The sequence below is a fragment of the Pedobacter sp. 22163 genome, assembly GCF_052045595.1.
Taxonomy (GTDB): Bacteria; Bacteroidota; Bacteroidia; order Sphingobacteriales; family Sphingobacteriaceae; genus Pedobacter.
In genome coordinates this window covers 176,051-194,704 of sequence record NZ_JBQEPM010000009.1, presented here as the reverse complement: position 1 = coordinate 194,704, position 18,654 = coordinate 176,051, and the positions used below count along the sequence as shown (strand labels likewise).

The 18,654-nt window shown below is 39.4% G+C and carries 16 protein-coding genes and 1 riboswitch; of the genes, 8 read left to right on the top strand and 8 right to left on the bottom strand.

The genetic code is table 11. The features are described from left to right. Window positions 1-16 precede the first annotated feature (16 nt). On the bottom strand, window positions 17-385 hold the full coding sequence (locus tag ACTJKN_RS21935) for a TM2 domain-containing protein (RefSeq protein ID WP_440827847.1): 369 nt from the start codon (window positions 383-385) through the stop codon (window positions 17-19). Between the two features lie 5 nt (window positions 386-390). Further along, window positions 391-693 carry a DUF2752 domain-containing protein gene (locus tag ACTJKN_RS21930; protein WP_440827846.1) on the bottom strand — a complete coding sequence of 101 codons (303 nt, stop codon included), beginning with the start codon at window positions 691-693 and terminating at the stop codon, window positions 391-393. Between the two features lie 231 nt (window positions 694-924). On the opposite strand from ACTJKN_RS21930, the gene mfd reads away from it, so the two are divergent. From mfd to ACTJKN_RS21915, 3 genes are all read left to right on the top strand, one after another. Further along, window positions 925-4,263 carry a transcription-repair coupling factor gene (gene mfd / locus ACTJKN_RS21925; protein WP_440827845.1) on the top strand — a complete coding sequence of 1,113 codons (3,339 nt, stop codon included), beginning with the start codon at window positions 925-927 and terminating at the stop codon, window positions 4,261-4,263. A gap of 88 nt (window positions 4,264-4,351) precedes the next feature. Continuing rightward, window positions 4,352-5,488, top strand: a complete 1,137-nt coding sequence (locus ACTJKN_RS21920; RefSeq protein WP_440827844.1) for an ATP-binding protein — start codon at window positions 4,352-4,354, stop codon at window positions 5,486-5,488. After that, on the top strand, window positions 5,489-5,710 hold the full coding sequence (locus tag ACTJKN_RS21915; protein ID WP_215165154.1) for a DUF3820 family protein: 222 nt from the start codon (window positions 5,489-5,491) through the stop codon (window positions 5,708-5,710). 225 nt (window positions 5,711-5,935) lie between these two features. On the opposite strand, the gene ACTJKN_RS21910 is transcribed toward ACTJKN_RS21915, so the two are convergent. Beyond that, window positions 5,936-6,652, bottom strand: a complete 717-nt coding sequence (locus ACTJKN_RS21910) for a DsbA family oxidoreductase (protein WP_440827843.1) — start codon at window positions 6,650-6,652, stop codon at window positions 5,936-5,938. A gap of 249 nt (window positions 6,653-6,901) precedes the next feature. Beyond that, window positions 6,902-9,598, bottom strand: coding sequence for a M14 family metallopeptidase (locus tag ACTJKN_RS21905; RefSeq protein ID WP_440827842.1), 2,697 nt, complete (start codon window positions 9,596-9,598; stop codon window positions 6,902-6,904). Between the two features lie 125 nt (window positions 9,599-9,723). Further along, a riboswitch (cobalamin riboswitch) is annotated at window positions 9,724-9,931 on the top strand. Between the two features lie 198 nt (window positions 9,932-10,129). Here ACTJKN_RS21905 and metE point away from each other — a divergent pair. The 3 genes from metE (at window position 10,130) to ACTJKN_RS21890 (ending at window position 13,717) form a co-directional block, all read left to right on the top strand. Continuing rightward, a complete protein-coding gene (metE, locus tag ACTJKN_RS21900) occupies window positions 10,130-12,463 on the top strand; it encodes a 5-methyltetrahydropteroyltriglutamate--homocysteine S-methyltransferase (RefSeq protein ID WP_440827841.1) in 2,334 nt (777 codons plus the stop codon). Window positions 12,464-12,603: 140 nt separating this feature from the next. Next, window positions 12,604-12,990, top strand: coding sequence for an acyl-CoA thioesterase (locus tag ACTJKN_RS21895; RefSeq protein WP_025141655.1), 387 nt, complete (start codon window positions 12,604-12,606; stop codon window positions 12,988-12,990). Window positions 12,991-13,051: 61 nt separating this feature from the next. After that, window positions 13,052-13,717 (top strand): class I SAM-dependent methyltransferase, encoded by a 666-nt coding sequence (locus ACTJKN_RS21890; RefSeq protein WP_440827840.1) that lies wholly within the window; start codon window positions 13,052-13,054, stop codon window positions 13,715-13,717. 124 nt (window positions 13,718-13,841) lie between these two features. On the opposite strand, the gene ACTJKN_RS21885 is transcribed toward ACTJKN_RS21890, so the two are convergent. Genes ACTJKN_RS21885 through ACTJKN_RS21875 form a run of 3 tightly spaced genes read right to left on the bottom strand, consistent with a single transcriptional unit; the run spans window position 13,842 to window position 15,808 of the window. Beyond that, the gene (locus tag ACTJKN_RS21885; RefSeq protein ID WP_440827839.1) at window positions 13,842-14,651 is read right to left on the bottom strand and encodes a phosphatidate cytidylyltransferase; all 810 of its coding nucleotides are present in this window, start codon (window positions 14,649-14,651) and stop codon (window positions 13,842-13,844) included. Window positions 14,652-14,694: 43 nt separating this feature from the next. Continuing rightward, window positions 14,695-14,901: a putative signal transducing protein gene (locus ACTJKN_RS21880; protein WP_029274925.1), complete on the bottom strand. Its 207-nt coding sequence runs from the start codon at window positions 14,899-14,901 to the stop codon at window positions 14,695-14,697. Beyond that, the gene (locus tag ACTJKN_RS21875) at window positions 14,882-15,808 is read right to left on the bottom strand and encodes a lysostaphin resistance A-like protein (protein ID WP_440827838.1); all 927 of its coding nucleotides are present in this window, start codon (window positions 15,806-15,808) and stop codon (window positions 14,882-14,884) included. The genes ACTJKN_RS21880 and ACTJKN_RS21875 overlap by 20 nt, the downstream gene beginning before the upstream one ends. A 43-nt stretch (window positions 15,809-15,851) precedes the next feature. Here ACTJKN_RS21875 and dusB point away from each other — a divergent pair, with 43 nt between their 5' ends. After that, on the top strand, window positions 15,852-16,859 hold the full coding sequence (gene dusB / locus ACTJKN_RS21870; RefSeq protein WP_440827837.1) for a tRNA dihydrouridine synthase DusB: 1,008 nt from the start codon (window positions 15,852-15,854) through the stop codon (window positions 16,857-16,859). 36 nt (window positions 16,860-16,895) lie between these two features. Continuing rightward, window positions 16,896-17,282, top strand: coding sequence for a Co2+/Mg2+ efflux protein ApaG (gene apaG / locus ACTJKN_RS21865; protein ID WP_029274928.1), 387 nt, complete (start codon window positions 16,896-16,898; stop codon window positions 17,280-17,282). Between the two features lie 648 nt (window positions 17,283-17,930). Here apaG and ACTJKN_RS21860 read toward each other — a convergent pair. Next, window positions 17,931-18,626, bottom strand: a complete 696-nt coding sequence (locus tag ACTJKN_RS21860) for a zinc metallopeptidase (RefSeq protein WP_029274930.1) — start codon at window positions 18,624-18,626, stop codon at window positions 17,931-17,933. Between the last annotated feature and the right edge of the window lie 28 nt (window positions 18,627-18,654).

Genomic DNA, 18,654 nt, shown 5'->3' with positions numbered 1-18,654 from the left:
TCCTAAAAGTGAAAGTTTACTGAAAACCGCCCATTCTTACCATCTGCAAGCTTTCGAAAACCATTTTCTGGTTATGTTCAAAAGCAAGGGTTTTGTGGTTTATGATGTCGATAATCGATCCGATAAAACACAGGCCCCAGGTTAACAGGTATAAGATACCCATCCCGATCTGACCGATGATAAATCTCTGTAAGCCCGGAACAACGAATAAGCCGATTAAACAGAAAATGAGCATATCGGATGGGTTTTTTCTTTTGCTGCTGTAAACCATTAAGAAATTACGCATCTGTTGTTCGGTTAATCCAGTGGTAGCCTGTTGCAAATATGAGTATTCCTCTGGTGTTATACCTGGTAACGACATTAGAGGTGATTGAAATATATCCATGGTTTCTATGTATTTGTAGTTGAAATTTTAAACGTTTTTTTATTTTTTATCAATGTGTAAATTCTATAAATTATAATCAAAAGTGCCGGAAACCCAAACCAATGTTCGGCAAAGCTTTCGGTAAACTCACCATGTAAAATATGACTGATTGACCTGCCTATACCACATCCCGGACACCAGTCTTCAAAGCCCAAATTGGCTAGCGGACAAAGTGTGAAGTGATGCTCGTGGCTATTCGCTGTTGCCAGTAATACTAAAGCCGCTACCCAGAAAAAAAGTTCTAGTGGAAAGCTTTTAACGTATTTCATTGTTTTTCACTTTTTATATAATTTAGAGGTTATAACACCACCTTTGTTACATCAATTTGCCTCTAATCGACGAATAGGGGATATATTTCGACAAAACGAGTAATGGAATCTAACAAAAGATCTTATTTATTTTGTTTTTGTTTTTCAATACCGTAACCCAGCCAAAAATAGTTAAAAAAACCTTTACACAAATTGCAGGTTAATATTAAAAGATAAGCTTATTTTTGTGCCTTGAACATTCGCGATTTAATAAACAGATACAAAACCGACGATAGGGTAACCCAATTTACCAAAGCGTTGAACAGCAGCAAAAACCCAAAGATACAATTAAAGGGATTGGTGGGTTCGGCTGATGCTATTGTTGCCCTATCTTCTTACTTTACATTACATAAACCTCTACTATTCGTTCTACCGGATAGAGAAGAAGCGGCTTATTTTCAGTCTGACCTGGAAAGCGTTTTGGATAAACAGGTTTTATTGTTTCCTTCTTCTTACCGTAAATCATTTGATTTTACGCAGGTAGATACGGCCAACGTTTTGGCCCGTGCGGAGGTGTTGAACGAACTGAACCACGACTCGGAATACGGAAAAATTGTAGTTTCTTATCCGGAAGCCATCGCCGAAAAGGTTATTGATCGCTCTGCTTTAGAAAAAAACACTTTAGAAATTAGTTTAGGCGCCAAATTGGGCATCGATTTTATCAACGAATTTTTAATTGATTATGATTTCGACAGAAGAGATTTTGTTTATGAACCAGGCCAATTTTCTATCCGTGGCGGTATTGTAGATATATTTTCTTTCTCGTCCGATCTTCCTTACCGCATTGAGTTTTTTGGCGATGAGGTAGAAAGCATCAGGAGTTTTGAAATTGAAAGTCAGCTTTCGGTTGCCGATGTTAAGTCGCTTACCATTGTGCCAAACGTTCAGGCGAAATTTTTAACCGAAAGTAATATCAGTATCCTTGATTATATTGATCAGGATACACAACTTTGGTTTAAAGATGTTGAGTTTACCCTTGATATCATTAAAGCAGGCTTTAAAAAAGCCGTTGAACTTTGGAAAGCTTTATCTATAGCAGATAAAACCCAAAATCCAGAATGGATTGACCCAAAGTTTGCTTTTACAGACGAAAAATTGTTGGGCGATCATCTTCAGGATTTTCCTTTAATAGAATTCGGCAAACAATTTTTTTATAAAACGGATAACCGTTTTGAGTTTGAAACCAAGCCACAACCTTCATTCAATAAAGATTTCAACCTACTCATTCACAACCTTAAGGAAAATGAAAAGGCTGGCATTGTTAATTTTATTTTTACCGATTCGCCAAAACAGATCGAGCGTTTATATGCCATTTTAGAGGATATTGACAAAACAGCCAAGTTTACGCCAATTAATAGCATGCTTCGCGAAGGTTTTATAGATCCGCAGATCCAGACGGCATTTTATACCGATCACCAGATTTTCGACCGATACTATAAATACAAGCTTAAAAAAGGTTATCAGAAAAGCCAGGCCATTACCTTAAAAGATCTTCGGGAACTAAAATCCGGCGATTATGTTACCCACATCGATCATGGCATCGGCAAATACGCCGGGCTTGAAAAGGTTGAGGTAAATGGCAAAACCCAGGAGATGATCCGTTTAATTTATGCAGATAACGACCTGCTTTATGTAAACATCAACTCGTTAAACCGCATTGCCAAATACAGCGGTAAGGAGAGCGGGGTACCCAAGATGAACAAGCTGGGTACGGATGCCTGGGATAAGCTAAAAAAAACTACTAAAAAAAAAGTTAAAGATATCGCCCGGGACTTGATCAAGCTTTATGCTTTGCGCAAAACCCAGGCTGGAACGGCATTTTCGCCAGATAGCTATCTACAAACCGAACTGGAGGCTTCTTTTATTTATGAGGACACGCCCGATCAGTTAAAGGCTACTCAAGATGTGAAAAAGGATATGGAATCGCCACATCCAATGGACCGTTTAGTGTGTGGTGATGTTGGCTTCGGAAAAACAGAGATTGCCGTGCGTGCTGCTTTTAAAGCGGTAGCAGAAGGTAAACAGGCGGCGATTTTGGTGCCTACAACTATTTTGGCCTTACAGCATTTCAAAACTTTTTCGTCGCGTTTAAAAGATTTCCCGGTTACGGTTGATTATATCAACCGTTTTAAAACCAGTAAACAAATTAAAGATACCCTTGCCGAGGCCGCAGCTGGTAAGGTTGATATATTAATCGGCACACACCGTTTGCTAAGCAAGGATGTAAAGTTTAAGGATCTCGGCATCATGATTATTGATGAAGAGCAGAAGTTTGGCGTTACCGCAAAAGAAAGGCTAAAAGCTGTAAGGGTAAACGTTGATACTTTAACCCTTACGGCGACTCCAATTCCAAGAACACTGCATTTTTCTTTAATGGGGGCAAGGGATTTATCCATCATTAGTACACCTCCACCAAACCGGCAACCGGTTAGTACCGAATTACATGTTTTTAACGATAAACTGATTCAAGAAGCTGTTCAGTTCGAATTAGATCGTGGCGGACAGGTTTTCTTTATCCATAACCGCGTAAACGACCTGATGCAGCTGGGCGGATTGATCCAGAAACTTGTTCCAAAAGCAAGGATCGGCATTGCGCATGGCCAGCTAGATGGCGACGCACTGGAAGATGTAATGCTCGATTTCATTAATGGAGAAAAAGATGTTCTGGTAGCCACAACAATTATCGAAGCCGGTTTAGATATTCCTAACGCCAATACCATCATTATTAACCACGCACACATGTTTGGTTTGAGCGATCTGCACCAGATGCGTGGCCGGGTAGGTAGAAGCAACAAAAAAGCTTTCTGTTATTTACTTTCTCCACCCTTATCTACTTTAACTTCTGAAGCCCGGAAGCGTTTAAGTGCCATTGAAGAATTTTCAGACCTGGGAAGTGGCTTTAACGTAGCCATGCGGGATTTGGACATTCGTGGAAGTGGAAATTTACTAGGCGCCGAACAGAGTGGTTTCATTGCCGAAATCGGTTTTGAGATGTACCACAAGATCTTGGATGAAGCTATCCAGGAATTAAAAGAAGCTGAGTTTAAAGGGCTGTTCGAAAATGAACCTCCCCGTCCGTTTGTAGGCTTTACACAGGTTGACACCGATCTGGAATTGTACATTCCGGATGCTTATATCACCAATATTACTGAGCGTTATAATCTATACACAGAACTTTCCAAACTCAATAACGAAGCAGAATTAGCTATTTTTGAAAAACATTTGGCCGACCGTTTTGGTCCGGTTCCACCACAGGTAAAAACCATGCTGAGTGTGGTGCGTTTGCAATGGCTGGGGAAAAAATTGGGCTTCGAGAAAATTAGTTTCAAGAAAAATAGTTTGCGCGGGTATTTCTTGAGCGATAAACAATCGGCTTATTTCGATTCGAATACCTTTACCAAGATTTTAACTTTTGCACAGAACCATCCACGTATGTGTAATTTAAAAGAGGTAAAAAATACTTTAAGAATTGCTTTCGATAACGTAAGTACTGTTGAAGAGGCAATTGAAACTTTAGAACTTATCGACTAAAACGTTAATTGAGTCAGTCCATTGACTGAATTAACGTTAATTGAGTCAGTCCATTGACTGAATTACGTTTTTTACTATATTTGGCTAAATGGAAAGTCAAATTATTAGATCTTTACAGCCAATTATCCTCGACAAAATTGGGAAGAATAAAGTAATCCTGATTTTTGGTACCAGGAGGGTTGGGAAAACCTGGCTGGTAGAAAACATCATCAAAGACGCCAATATCGATTATCTCTCTTTAAATGGAGAAGATCAGGATGTACAAATACTATTATCTACACGAACTGCGGCCAATTATAAAAGAGTATTGGGAAATGCTAAATTACTCATCATTGATGAGGCCCAAGTTATACCTGAAATTGGAAAAATACTGAAGTTACTGATCGATACTTTTAAAGACCTGACGATAATAGCAAGTGGATCGTCTACTTTTGATCTTTCAAACCAAACAGGGGAACCATTAACGGGAAGAAGTTTAACCTATTATCTTTATCCTATAGCACAGGTTGAATTGGATAAGCAGGAAAATGCTTTACAAACCGCTCAGAACCTAGAAGAACGGCTAATTTTTGGTTCATACCCAGAGTTATTCCATTTAAGTTCTTTGGCTGAAAAGGCACAATATTTAACAGAACTGGTAAAATCATACCTGTTAAAAGACATTCTGATGTATGAAAACATCCAGAACAGTGCAAAATTACTAGAATTATTAAAACTTATTGCCTACCAAGTAGGTTCAGAAGTTTCTATAGATGAGATTTCGCGTACTTTGGGTATTAGCAAAAATACTGTAGATCGTTATCTCGATTTACTTTCAAAGGTGTTTATTATTTATAAAGTTGGTGGATACAGTAATAACTTACGTAAAGAAATTACAAAATCTTCAAAATGGTATTTTTACGATAATGGGATCCGGAATGCGATCGTTAATGATTTTAGACTTTTAGCCTTGCGGAATGATCAGGGTCTTTTATGGGAAAATTACTGTTTCAGTGAGCGCATCAAAAAAATGGAATACGAACAGCAAAATGCCACCTACTACTTTTGGAGAACGTACGATCAACAGGAAATTGACCTAATAGAAGTAAAAAACGGAGAGATTTTAGCTGCTGATTTTAAGTGGGGAAATCAAAAGAAAAAAATACCGGGCTTTTTTGCCAAAAATTATCCAGAAGCAACATTTTCTGTAATTAACAAAGAGAATTATTTAGACTTTATATTATAAATGTTAGACCCTACCTTATTGCTCGATTTAGTGAAAATGCAAATGCCTTACGGAAAATACAAAGGTTACCTGATCTGTAATATCCCCGAAAGTTATTTGCTTTGGTATAAGGATAAAGGTTTCCCGAAAGGCAAACTGGGCGATTTAATGGCTACGATGTTCGAGATCCGGGTAAATGGTTTAGAGTATCTGTTAACGCCGTTGAAAAATGGACAACGATAATTAAGCTCGAGAAGTAAATCAATCATCTAATAACTGTGATTGTCATCCTGAGCGGAGTCGAAGGACCTAAAACGATCTTCCTCCTGAACTTGTTTCAGGATCTACTTCACAAAACTCACTTAATAGATGCTGCAATAAATCCGATAGCCATCGGATCAGCTCGACGAATCGGGTAAATTCCCGCGGATCAAAAGATTTTCGCAGAAAAATCTGCGGGAAACAAATCTATATCTCACAGCCATTTTCACCACAAACCGCATCATCATTTTTATTTAATGAAGTTAGCGTGGTTTTGGGTTGAGTTTCTTTCCACTCCGTAAAACTTTGGGTAAGCGCATCGGTAAAAGCCTGCACGGGTTGAGCACCCGAAACGCCGTACTTGCGGTCCATCACAAAATAAGGAACTCCTCTGATGCCTAAATTCTGACTTTCATAAATATCGTAACGAACAGCCTCAGCAAACTCATTTCCATTCAGAACTGATTCTGCCTCATCTTTATCCAAACCAATTTCTACAGCAAGATCAATCAAAACACTCGTTTCACCGATATTTTTGCTGTTTACAAAATGTGCTTCAAACAGTTTTTCTTCGGCTAAATCCTGAAGATTATGTTTTGCCGCCAAATGGATCAAACGATGTGCATTGAAGGTATTGGCAGGGATATTTGTATCAAAATCTATCTTCAAACCAGCATTTGCAGCCATATCCACAACCTGTTTAGTCATTTGCTTAGCTTGCTCGATTGGCATTCCCTTACTCCGCGAAAGGTAATCGTACACCGATTCGTTATTGGTATTGTGATACGCTGGATTGAGCTGATAGCTCTTCCAATCCACCTCAATTTCATTTTTGAAAGGTAATTTTTCTATCGCCTGTTCAAAATGTCTTTTCCCTATATAGCAAAACGGACACATTACGTCCGACCAGATTTCTACTTTCATAGCACAAAATTAAGGTGATTATACTTGCCTATAGTAAGGCCAAAGTAAAAAGCCACTATCGTTTAGGATAGCGGCTCATATCTCAATAAAGTTTATATCTAGATATCGTCATTTCAACCGCAGTGTTCCAAAGGAACTCCTTTGGAGGAGAAATCTTTGGACTATGTTAAAGATTTCTCTCCCGAAGCTTCGGGACTACGCTTCAGTCGAAATGACAACCCTTATATTAGATTTAACAATCAATTATAACTACTTGTACAACTGGTTAAATATCAGTTTAAAAGTACCGTGCGTTTGCGCTCGAAAAGCAATTTCTGGCCCAAAGGCAAGCAATTTACCCTTGCCAACCTTTGCTTCAAAAGCAGTTACCCCATCTTGCAGGTAAGCCTGCCCCCAGGCCCAGCCGCTGCGCAGCGGGGTGGCATTTTCGAACCACATTAAAGGTTTAATCTTTCCAGCCACAATGGCATCGCCTGTGAGCTTAAAAACGGGGCTATTGTCAAAATATACGTCAGCTTCCTTTTCCATGCCCCAGGTTGTTGGTAAAGTTGTATCTACACCAACATTTAAAACACTTCCCGGAACATAATATTTTTCAGCAGGCAATCTCTTTTCCTCTCCGTTTACAATTTCAACCATTGCATTCCGAACCGGAAGATTTAAGTGATAAGCTAAATTGGTGCTGCTGCCAATGGTTACAATATTCCCTCCCGCTTCCAAAAATTTCTTTAATTCTGGGATCGATTTGTCTGCAGTAATCCTTCCCAAACGGTTTCTAAACTCTTGAGGAACTTCTTCTGCCTTTGGTGCAAAAGACCTGTTTCCAAACCCTCCTCCTTGTACCGATGGTATTGCGCCACCCACAAAAACAATTACATCGTATTTAGATTTTAAGTTCCCGGCATCTATATCCTGTGGATAAATTACTGTTGCATTATAATGGTATTGCTCCATTAAAAATCGCACCCACCCTGAGGCCATAGAACCTCCATAGGTATCCCAAAGGGCAATTCTTCCGGCAGAGATTTTAATTTTATCTTTTGGTGCAGCAGCACTTTTTAGTTTGATGTTTGCTTTTTCCAATATTGATTTCCCCGCTGACGAAACATAAAAATCGCCATTATCAGCCGAACGGTAAACTTCAATTTTATTTTTCAAAAGGTCGTTCACCGCAGTATAAGAATCATTTTGTGCTGCGCTTAACATATAGCTAGATCCGTTAGGTAATTTATTATCTGACTTTAATAAAGCACCGTAAGGATTTTTCTCAAACGGCCCTGAAAAATCATCGAGAATCCGATCAAATTTCACATCCATTAAATAAGCCAAGGTCCATCCTGCAGCATCATATGGCGGAATTGGCGCACCCCCATCGTATTTAAAATCGTTTGGGTGATCTTGCGGCTCGAACATATCCAAAACGTGCGGACGAAAAGCCTGATCGGTTTTTACGACATAACTTCCGGCAGGATAATTTTTTCCTGCAACGGCAAATGAAGCGGTTGCTTTTTGAACCACGATACCTGTTCTGATCAAAGCATTTAAAAATTTAACGGCAGAATTAAAATCCGGCTGATCGGCACTTAAAATATATCCACGCGGATCTCTGTTTGCGGGAGCCTTCATCACCGTATCAAAAGCTTTCATGCTGATTTGGCGTCTTGGTCCAAAATCGGTATCTCCGCTTGCTGCGGCCGTACTTTTTTCACCTTTTGCCGCGTTATTAATGGCTTCTATTTTTTTAGGAGAAAAAGACCAGGTATCTTTTTTACCACGTTCTATCGAATTTCTGCCCATCTGGTAAATATTGTACAATAATTCGTCGCGATAACGTTGTGCGTAATTTAAAACGGCATAGTTTAACGATACTGAATAGTCAATCGAGTTTTTAAAGTACCATTTCCTCGGGGTAATCGGGTTTGGTGAATCGCCGTTCGGTAATAATCTCGAAGGAACTAAGGGAATTTCAGAAGGTGTAGGGTTCCCAATAATTTCAGTCAAGAGCCCAATCATGTTATGAAAATAAGTGGTGGTTCTTAAACCGCCATTGTACCAGGTCGAGTAAACCGATCCTCCACGTTGGGTATAACCAGGTTTGTTTTCTACATTCATACGGTTGTGCATGGCCGCACCAACGGCATCTAAACTGGTTAACAGCGTTGGGTCGAAAACATAATTGAAGGGATCGCGGTAGGGAGGACCTGCTACAACCGTTCCTGCCGGACCAGCCTGGTGGTGGTTATACATAATCTGCGGAATCCATTCCACAAAAAGCTGGCGGCCAATATTCTGCGTTTCTTTAAGGTTCAACATAAAGAAATCGCGGTTGTTATCATGACCTGCATATTTTTCATACAAAACAGGCAAACCTGAGGTTGTTCTTTTCTTGAGATCCTTCTCTCTCATGTACCAATTGCTCACCAGTTCTTGCCCGTCAGGATTAGCATGGGTAAACAAAATGATTACATTATCCAAAATACGCAGGGTCTCGGGGTCTTTTCTGGAGGCAAACTCATAGGCGGTTTCAATCAGCTGATGTGCACCCACCACCTCGTTGGCGTGCAAGCCACCGTCTATCCAAACTACTGCTTTACCTTCCTGGGCCAATGCTTTTGCCTGCTCAGGTGTAATTTCTGCATGCGCCAGCTGTTGCGAAATTTGCTTGTAACGGTCTAATTTCTTCAGGTTTTCTGGTGAAGAAACAATCAACATGTATTGACTTCTTCCTTCTTCGGTTTTGCCAATATCAACCAGTTTAATGCGGTCAGAACTTGCCGCAAGTTTCTTAAAATAAGCTTCTGTTTGGGTATAATTGGCCAATTGATAATCGTCGCCGATATCAAAACCAAAATGTGCTTTTGGCGTTGGCACTTCCTGCGCCAGCACCGCACAGCTATTTACCATTAAAAAAGCAATACAAAGCTTTTTAAAGTAGATTTTTATCATAATAAAGTTTAGTTAGGTAATCAAATATAATAGAGAATAAACGCTAAAAACAGCTTGCTGTAAATTTGTTACAAGTTTTAAATCCTAATCCATACATTTGTCCTGATGTAAGTTCTTAACTTTATTTTTCATCAACCGATACAGGTTCCCGGAATTACACCCGGGATTAATAGGGAATCGTGTGCAAATCACGAGCTGTCGCGCAACTGTAAATTCTGTCTTTTTGTTAAAAGACAACGGTCTTATCATTCATGCCACTGTGCCGTTTACCGGGATGGGAAGGCGATAAGATCGGGAATAAGTCAGGAGACCTGCCTATATTGAATTGACGGTGCTTTCGCGTTATAAAGTAATTGGTCAGGTCTGATTGTACACCATAAAATTAACCATTTTATATGCTTGCTTTAAGCTTTTTGCTGATGAGTAGGCTGTTTGTGCGCTAACCTTTCCTTTTTTATTTTTAACAAAAAACATTATAAAATATTGCTTTAAGGGCTTTTAAACGATTTATTTACTTAATCTTTAAAAGAGATGCTAACGCAAAATCTGGGCTATCCGCGAATAGGTAGCCAAAGGGAATTAAAGAAAATCTGCGAAAATTACTGGGCAGATAAAACTGGGTACAAAAATGTACTTCAGGTGGGAAAAAACATTCGCCACGAAAACTGGAACCTTCAAAAAGAAGCCGGAATTGATATCATTCCTTCGAACGACTTTTCTTTTTATGATCATGTGCTCGATCATTCTTTAACTTTTGGAGCCATCCCGAAAAGGTACAACGAAGTGATATTGAAAAAAGGAAATTCCGAGCTTGATCTCTATTTTGCAATGGCAAGAGGTTATCAGAAAGAGGGATTAGATGTGGTAGCGATGGAAATGACCAAATGGTTTGATACCAATTACCATTACATCGTTCCTGAGTTTTACAAAGACCAGCCTTTTAAACTTTTCTCTACCAAAATTATCGATGAGTTTTACGAGGCAAAACAATTGGGTATTACCACCAAGCCTGTTTTAATCGGTCCTGTTTCTTATCTATTATTGGGAAAAGAAAAGGAAACTGGCTTTGAAAAGATCGATCTGATCAAAAATCTCCTTCCTGTTTATATCGAAATATTATCCCGCTTGCATGCTTTGGATGTAGAATATATTCAGTTTGATGAACCTTTTTTGACTTTAGACCTTACCGAAAAAGACAAAAAAGCTTACGAATATGCCTATAAAGAGATCAGGAAAGCTTTTCCTGGATTAAAAATTGTTTTGGCTACGTATTTCGAAGGCCTGGGCAATAATTTAGATTTAACTACTTCATTGCCGATAAATGTTTTACATATCGATTTGGTGCGTGCAGAAGATCAGTTAAATGATGTTTTAGCTTCGTTAAAAGAAGATACCATCCTTTCGTTAGGTTTGGTAGACGGAAGAAACATCTGGAAAAATGATTTCGAGAAATCCGTTTCAATCATTAATCAAGCTGTTGAGAAAAGAGGCCTGGATAAAGTATGGATCGCCCCATCTTGTTCCCTAATCCACTCACCGGTTGATTTAGACAATGAAACCAATGAACAAAACCTATCGGCAGAAATTAAACAGTGGTTGGCTTATGCGAAACAAAAAATTACGGAGGTAGCTACCTTAAAAAAACTGATCACCAACGAAAGCCCTGCATCTACCCTGCAAAAACTTGAGGAAAATAAGATCGCGATTGCCAACCGTAAAGTTTCTAAAATCATCCACAATCCCGAAGTTAAACAACGCGTTTTAGGATTAAAAGAGCAGGATGCCGAACGTTTAAGTCCATTTTCGAGCAGAAAAATCAAACAACAGGAACTCAATCTGCCAAGATACGCCACTACAACCATCGGATCGTTTCCGCAAACGGCTGAGGTAAGAAGCTGGAGGGCAAAGCTTAAAAACGGAACTTTTACAGTTGAAGAATATGATGATCTCATTGCGAAAGAAACCGCAAAAGCTGTAAACTGGCAGGAAGAAATCGATCTGGATGTTTTGGTTCATGGCGAATTTGAACGCAACGATATGGTTGAATACTTCGGCGAGCAACTTGATGGTTTTGCCTTTTCCAAAAATGGCTGGGTACAAAGTTATGGCTCGCGCTGCGTAAAACCACCCATTATTTTTGGCGATGTTTCTCGTCCGAAACCCATGACGGTAAAATGGACCGCCTATGCACAGTCGCTTACCTCAAAATACATGAAAGGTATGCTCACAGGTCCTGTAACCATCCTACAATGGTCGTTTGTGCGCAATGATCAACCACGATCAGAAACCTGCACTCAAATTGCCCTGGCCATCCGTGATGAAGTTTGCGACCTGGAAAATGCAGGGATAAAAATCATTCAGATTGATGAGCCAGCCATTAGAGAAGGTTTACCATTGCGCAAAGCTGATTGGCAAAACTATTTAAACTGGGCGGTTAAAGCCTTTAAAATTTCAGCGAGCGGCGTGAAAGATGATACACAGATCCACACGCACATGTGTTACTCGGAATTTAACGATATCATCCAAAACATTGCCGATATGGATGCCGACGTAATCACCATCGAAACCTCACGTTCACAAATGGAATTATTAGACGCATTTGCCGATTTTAAATATCCAAACGAAATTGGCCCAGGTGTATACGATATTCACTCTCCAAGGGTTCCGAAGAGGGAAGAAATGGTTCAATTGCTCAAAAAAGCAAAGGCTGTTATTCCCTCCGGGCAACTCTGGGTAAACCCTGATTGTGGTTTAAAAACCCGTGGATGGGACGAAACCAAAAAGGCCTTAATAGAAATGGTCGAAGCTGCCAAAGAAATGCGTAAAACTGAAGCGGTAGTTGCTGCAGATCTTCAGGTGAATTAATTCTTATTTTTGCCATGGAAGTAGAGGGAACACAGATTCTCGCTAATCCATATCATCATGGCCAACCTTTACTTTGGCAATTTTCTGGTAAAAATAACTAGAAACTTGCCAAAGCTTTTTACAGCACCTATATTTAACCCATGACCCTAGAAGAAAGAATAGAAAATTCTAAAACCAGCATTTTCAAAGCCGTTTTCCCAAATACAACAAACCACTACGATACCCTTTTCGGCGGAACAGCCATGCATTTAATGGACGAAGTTGCTTTTATTACTGCAACCCGTTTTAGCCGTCAGATTATGGTTACCGTAAGCAGCGACAGGATAGATTTTAAAAAACCGATCCCAGCAGGTACAATCGTAGAGCTTATCGGCAAGGTAAATCATGTGGGCAATACCAGTTTAAAGGTTAATGTAGAAATTTATATCGAACAGATGTATGCCGAAGGAAGAGAATTGGCCGTTCATGGCGATTTTACTTTTGTGGCCATTGATGAAAATAAAAAGCCAGTTCAAGTGATTAAATAATCTTATAAGCTATGGCCAAAAAGATGTAAAAATCATAATGCCTAAATTTTTAAATTTGATTATGGAACAGCGACTTTCTGAAGAAGACTTAAAAAATATTGCCAAGCAACTGGGTTGTCCTGAAGGCGAACACGGTATTAAAACAGGTGAAATGATGCATGCCAATAATATCGGCATGACTACTTCCGCTATCGAGGCATTAGATCTTCAAAGCAATGAAACTGTTTTAGAAATTGGTCATGGTAACGGGGGGCATATTGCTCAACTCTTATCAAAAGCCGAAAACCTTCATTATTTCGGTGCCGATATTTCTGCAACCATTATTGCCGAGGCCGAGAAGATCAATCAGGATTTCGTAACAAAAGGAAAGGTTCACTTTCAGCTAACAGATGGCATTACATTACCACTTGAGGATGATCGGTTTGATAAAATTTTTACGGTTAATACAATCTATTTTTGGACAAATCCAAGTGAATACCTCAACGAAATTAAGCGAACACTAAAACCTGACGGCACTTTGGCTATATGTTTTGCTGATAAAAATTTTATGAAAAACCTCCCTTTTACGCCTTATGGTTTTACACTTTACAATGTAGAAACCGTAAAAGAACTATTAGAAAAAGCGGGGTTTACCATTAAAAATACGCTCAAAAAATTAGAGCAGGTACAAAGTAAAACCGGTGAAAAGATAGAAAGAGCATATTACGTTATAACAGCTACTGCATAATCATAGTCCTCGTTTGTAACGAGGATTAGCGAGAATAGCGATTGTATCGCTAATAGCATAACCACATTACAAATGTGGATCTCATTCATCCTCGTTACAAACGAGGACGATAGATAAGTCAATTTTAATACAAAATCAGATACAGATAGGCATAAACCACTGGGGCAGACAGCAACAAGCCATCAAAACGATCTAACAAACCACCATGCCCTGGTAATAAACCACCACTATCTTTCGTATCCAAACTGCGTTTAAGCATCGATTCTACTAAATCGCCCAATGTACCAAAACTGGCAATCAATACAGCCATACCGATCCAAACCCAAGCGGCACTTTCGGTAAACAGAAATGATAAGCCAAAAGCGACCAAAACGCTGGTGAACATCCCTCCGAAAAAACCTTCCCAGCTTTTCTTTGGCGAGTGGCGCTCGAACAATTTACGTTTACCGTATTTTACACCAAAAAGGTAAGCACCAGTATCGTTTGCCCAAAGCATCAGTAAAAATGCCAGCGGAAGATGAAAGTTATATTCATTCCAGTTTTTTAAAAAGCCCAGGGCATGAAAAAAGCAGAAAGGAATGGTTACATAAACAAAGCCAACAAAAGTGTACGAGATATTGGCGAATGGAATTTTGTTCTTTTTATACAACTCCGTTATAAAAACCGAGAAAATCAGCGGGATACAAAGCAGCAAATATTTCACATCATATTCCAGGTAATGTAAACCTGCTGCCATTAAAAAGATCAAAGATCCTGCTGCTAAACCAATATTTCGGTGTGGCCTGATTCCGGAGTTTTTAATCAGCTTGTAAAACTCAAATAAAGCCAAAACACTTAAAACAAGATAAAATATAGTAAAAGTATAGCTGCCCAGTAGGATAGAGCCAAGCATTACAATGGTAAAAAAGAAAGCGGTTATTGCCCTGGTTTTCATTTAAGGTAAGAGGTAAAGGGTGTAAGGTTTAAGGTCATTATCACTATTCAATTTCGTTTTCTACAATGTATTCTATGGCTTTATCGAAATCTACCTTATTCACCAAAACATTTATTTCGCCAATATTATATGCCGAGAGCTGTTTATTTATCGTTACTGCCGGGATTCCGGCTTCTGTTAATCCCTGTTTTAATACCTCGGCAGCAAAGGCATCGCTGGTGGTATATACTTTAACCCAATTTTCGCTCACGTGTTGCGTTATCTTTAAAAATTTTGAACAAAGCTATGGTAATTATTGCACTAATTAAATAGCCATACCATGGAAAACCGATCGGTTCATCAGCTTTATCAAGTGGCATATGGTGTTTTTGCATATAAAAAGCCGCACAAACCGCATAGGCGTTGTTTATAAAGTGTGCCAGCATGGCATACCAGATGCTTTTGCTATAATAATACAGGTAGCCAAAACCTGCACCCAATAACATACGGGGTACAAAACCATAAAACTGCATATGGATGGCACTGAAAATTATGGCCGATAACCAAATAGCTAGATGTGGATTCTCAAAAGCCCTGTTTAACGATCGCTGCACACCACCACGAAACATTAATTCTTCGCCAACTGCAGGTATAACAGCAATCATAACGAGGTTTACAATAAAATCGAAATTACTGCGCACAGTGATCAATTGAATGGTCATTTTCATCGCAATAGCTTCCTTCTCCTTCATCCACTGTTCTATCTTATGCAAAAAATCAGGCAAAACCATTTTTTGGTTCCAAATCACTGTCCATTCCATAAATGGCATACTCAGTATCATAATTGCCAGAACAAGCACAACCAGCAAGAATTTGGGTTGCTTGAAAAGATAAAATTCTGTTACTTTTTTTCTTTCTGTTAAGGCCAGGGCAATTGGAGGTAAAATAAATGTTCCGATCGAACTTAATATTTGTATCACTTTAAAACCAGCAATATATTTAGTATCACCAGCTAAAAGCATGTCCAAATTACTTACTATTCCTAAGCCATACATCAGTAAAACGATGACAACAGCCAGAATCCCAAACACGAGTCCACCTGTAACTGCGTAAAATAAAAGTAAAAGTAATTGTAAGAAAGGATTGATTTCCTCCTTGTTAGGTGTTACAAAATTCATTATTTGTACCTTTGTATGTTTTATTAATCGTTGAAGATAGAAAATGTCTGTTAAGATAGGAAATATAGATTTAGGTGAGTTCCCGTTATTACTGGCTCCAATGGAGGATGTGAGCGATCCGCCGTTCCGTTATGTGTGCAAAAAAAACGGGGCCGATATGATGTACACCGAATTTATTTCTTCGGAAGGTTTGATCCGTGATGCTGCAAAAAGCTTACAAAAGCTTGATATTTTTGAATACGAAAGACCAATTGGTATCCAGATTTTTGGTGGTGATATTGAGCACATGCGTGAAGCCTCAGAAATTGCTTCTGCAGCAGGACCTGACCTGGTTGACATCAATTATGGCTGTCCGGTTAAAAACGTGGTGTGTAAAGGCGCAGGCTCCAGCCTGTTACAGGATATTGATAAGATGGTAAAAATGACAGAAGCCGTAGTTAAAGCTTCACATTTGCCCGTTACCGTTAAAACCCGTCTTGGTTGGGATGATAACACCAAAAATGTTTACGAAGTGGCCGAGCGGCTTCAGGATGTAGGCATTCAGGCACTTACCATTCATGGCAGAACAAGAGCACAATTATATAAAGGGGAGGCTGATTGGTCGCTTATCCGGGAGATTAAACGCAATCCAACCATCAAAATACCGATTTTTGGCAATGGCGATGTAGATAGTCCTGAAAAGGCTGCTAACTGGCGTATGGAATATGAGATAGATGGCATTATGATCGGCCGTGCAGCAATCGGTTATCCATGGATTTTTCGCGAGGTAAAACATTTTTTTAAAACGGGTGAACACCTTGCCGGACCAACTATTGAAGAACGTATTGAAGTTTGCCGTACGCATTTAGATAAATCGTTAGAATGGAAGGGCCCTAAAACCGGAATTTTCGAAATGCGCCGCCATTATGCAAACTATTTTAAAGGTCTGCCAGATTTTAAACCTTACCGTATGCGTTTGGTGGCCGAGCCAGATATCAACAACATTTACAGCATTTTAGAAGAAGTGGCAGAAAAATTTGCCGACTACGATGCCACTAAAGTACTGGCTTGATTTTTGAAAGGTTTTTTTATACATTCGTAAATCATCATGGTTACAGCTATTACAGACGGTGTTAAGGTTTCGGTAGAAACAGTGTACCAGCCAGAATATTCAAATCCGGCCAACGAGCATTATATGTTCGCTTATCGCGTAGAAATTTCTAATCTTTCTGATTATGCTGTTCAATTAATGCGCCGCCAGTGGTTTATTTTCGATTCGAACAGTAGCCGCAGAGAAGTAGAAGGTGAGGGCGTTGTTGGTTTACAGCCCATTATTCAACCTGGCGAAACACATGTATATGTTTCAGGCTGTAATTTAAAAACCGACATGGGCAGCATGAAGGGTGCGTACTTAATGAAACGTGATATAGATGGATCTGAATTCGAGGTTGATATTCCAGAATTTCAGTTAATCGCTCCTTATAAATTAAATTAATCCTTAATTCCATCCTGCCACAAATCGTCATTTCGACCGTAGTGTTCCAAAGGAACTCCTTTGGAGGAGAAATCTATAAAGTTTAATTTGATCCAGAGATCTCTCCATTTCGTTTCACTCCAGTCGAGATGACGAGACCTTTTAGTATAAGTGAGGGGTAGAAAAGCAATGTCAGCATTTCATTTTAATGTTAGTCCTGCTTTTGTTTCAAGTCCTCGCTGCGCTGTGGGCTTTTCACGCCAATCAGGTTTAAACCGCAGTTTTGCTGCAACTATTAAAGGTTTAACAGCATGATGCCAACAATTTTGTGCACCCTGCAACCCCAAATAGTACAACCACCCCCCGCCATCTAAACCCGATCAAAGCGGGATGCCGATTTTTTCTATCAGCAGAAGCGGGAGCGGGACCGGAGCTTACCTAAGCACCTCAAAACCTGCTTTCCAAATAGACATTTCCAATATAGCCGTCACCATGAATTTACTTCAGGGTCTATCTGACTGAAAAAGATACTGATCCCGAACATTCGGAACAGCATGACGATCGCGTTGAAAAACACCCTGTATGGAAACAAATTAGTAGAACTTAGTTAAACCAAAAACGGCCAGGATTAACCCGGCCGTTCTGTGCTTTTCATAATTAGATATCTCTTTAATCTCTGCTTCTTCCAAAAAGCATCGATGCGTAATACAATAAATTGGCCAATGCACCAACAGCTGCTACCACATAAGTCATGGCTGCCCACCAAAGCGCATCTTTAGCCTGCGCATTTTCCTCTTGTGTTTGCATTACACCGTTATTATTTTTTAGCCAGGCCAATGCGCGGTTACTGGCATCAAATTCGACTGGTAGGGTAATGATACTAAATATGGTTACCAGTGCTAAACCTACTACACCAATTGCCAAAACAATTGGATTTCCGGTAAAGCCTATTAACAATACACCAATTAATAATACCCACTGTAAAAGATTAGATGAAATACTTACCACCGGAACCATACTGCTTCTTAAATTAAGCCAGTTATATGATTTCGCCTGTTGCACCGCATGACCACATTCGTGGGCCGCTACAGCTGCGGCAGCTACGCTTCGGCTATAATATACATCTGTACTTAAATTAACGGTTTTATCTGATGGATTGTAATGATCTGTTAGTTGTCCTTCGGTACTCATCACCTTCACGTCGTATATCCCATTATCATGTAGCATTCTTTCTGCCACCTCTTTGCCCGATAAACCTGAGCTAAGTTGCATTTCGGCATACTTAGAAAACTTATTTCTAAACCGCCATTGTACAAACATGCTCAGCAATAATACCGGGATGATTAATATTAAATAAACTCCCATTTTCTTCTGTATGTTTTTCGTTTAACAT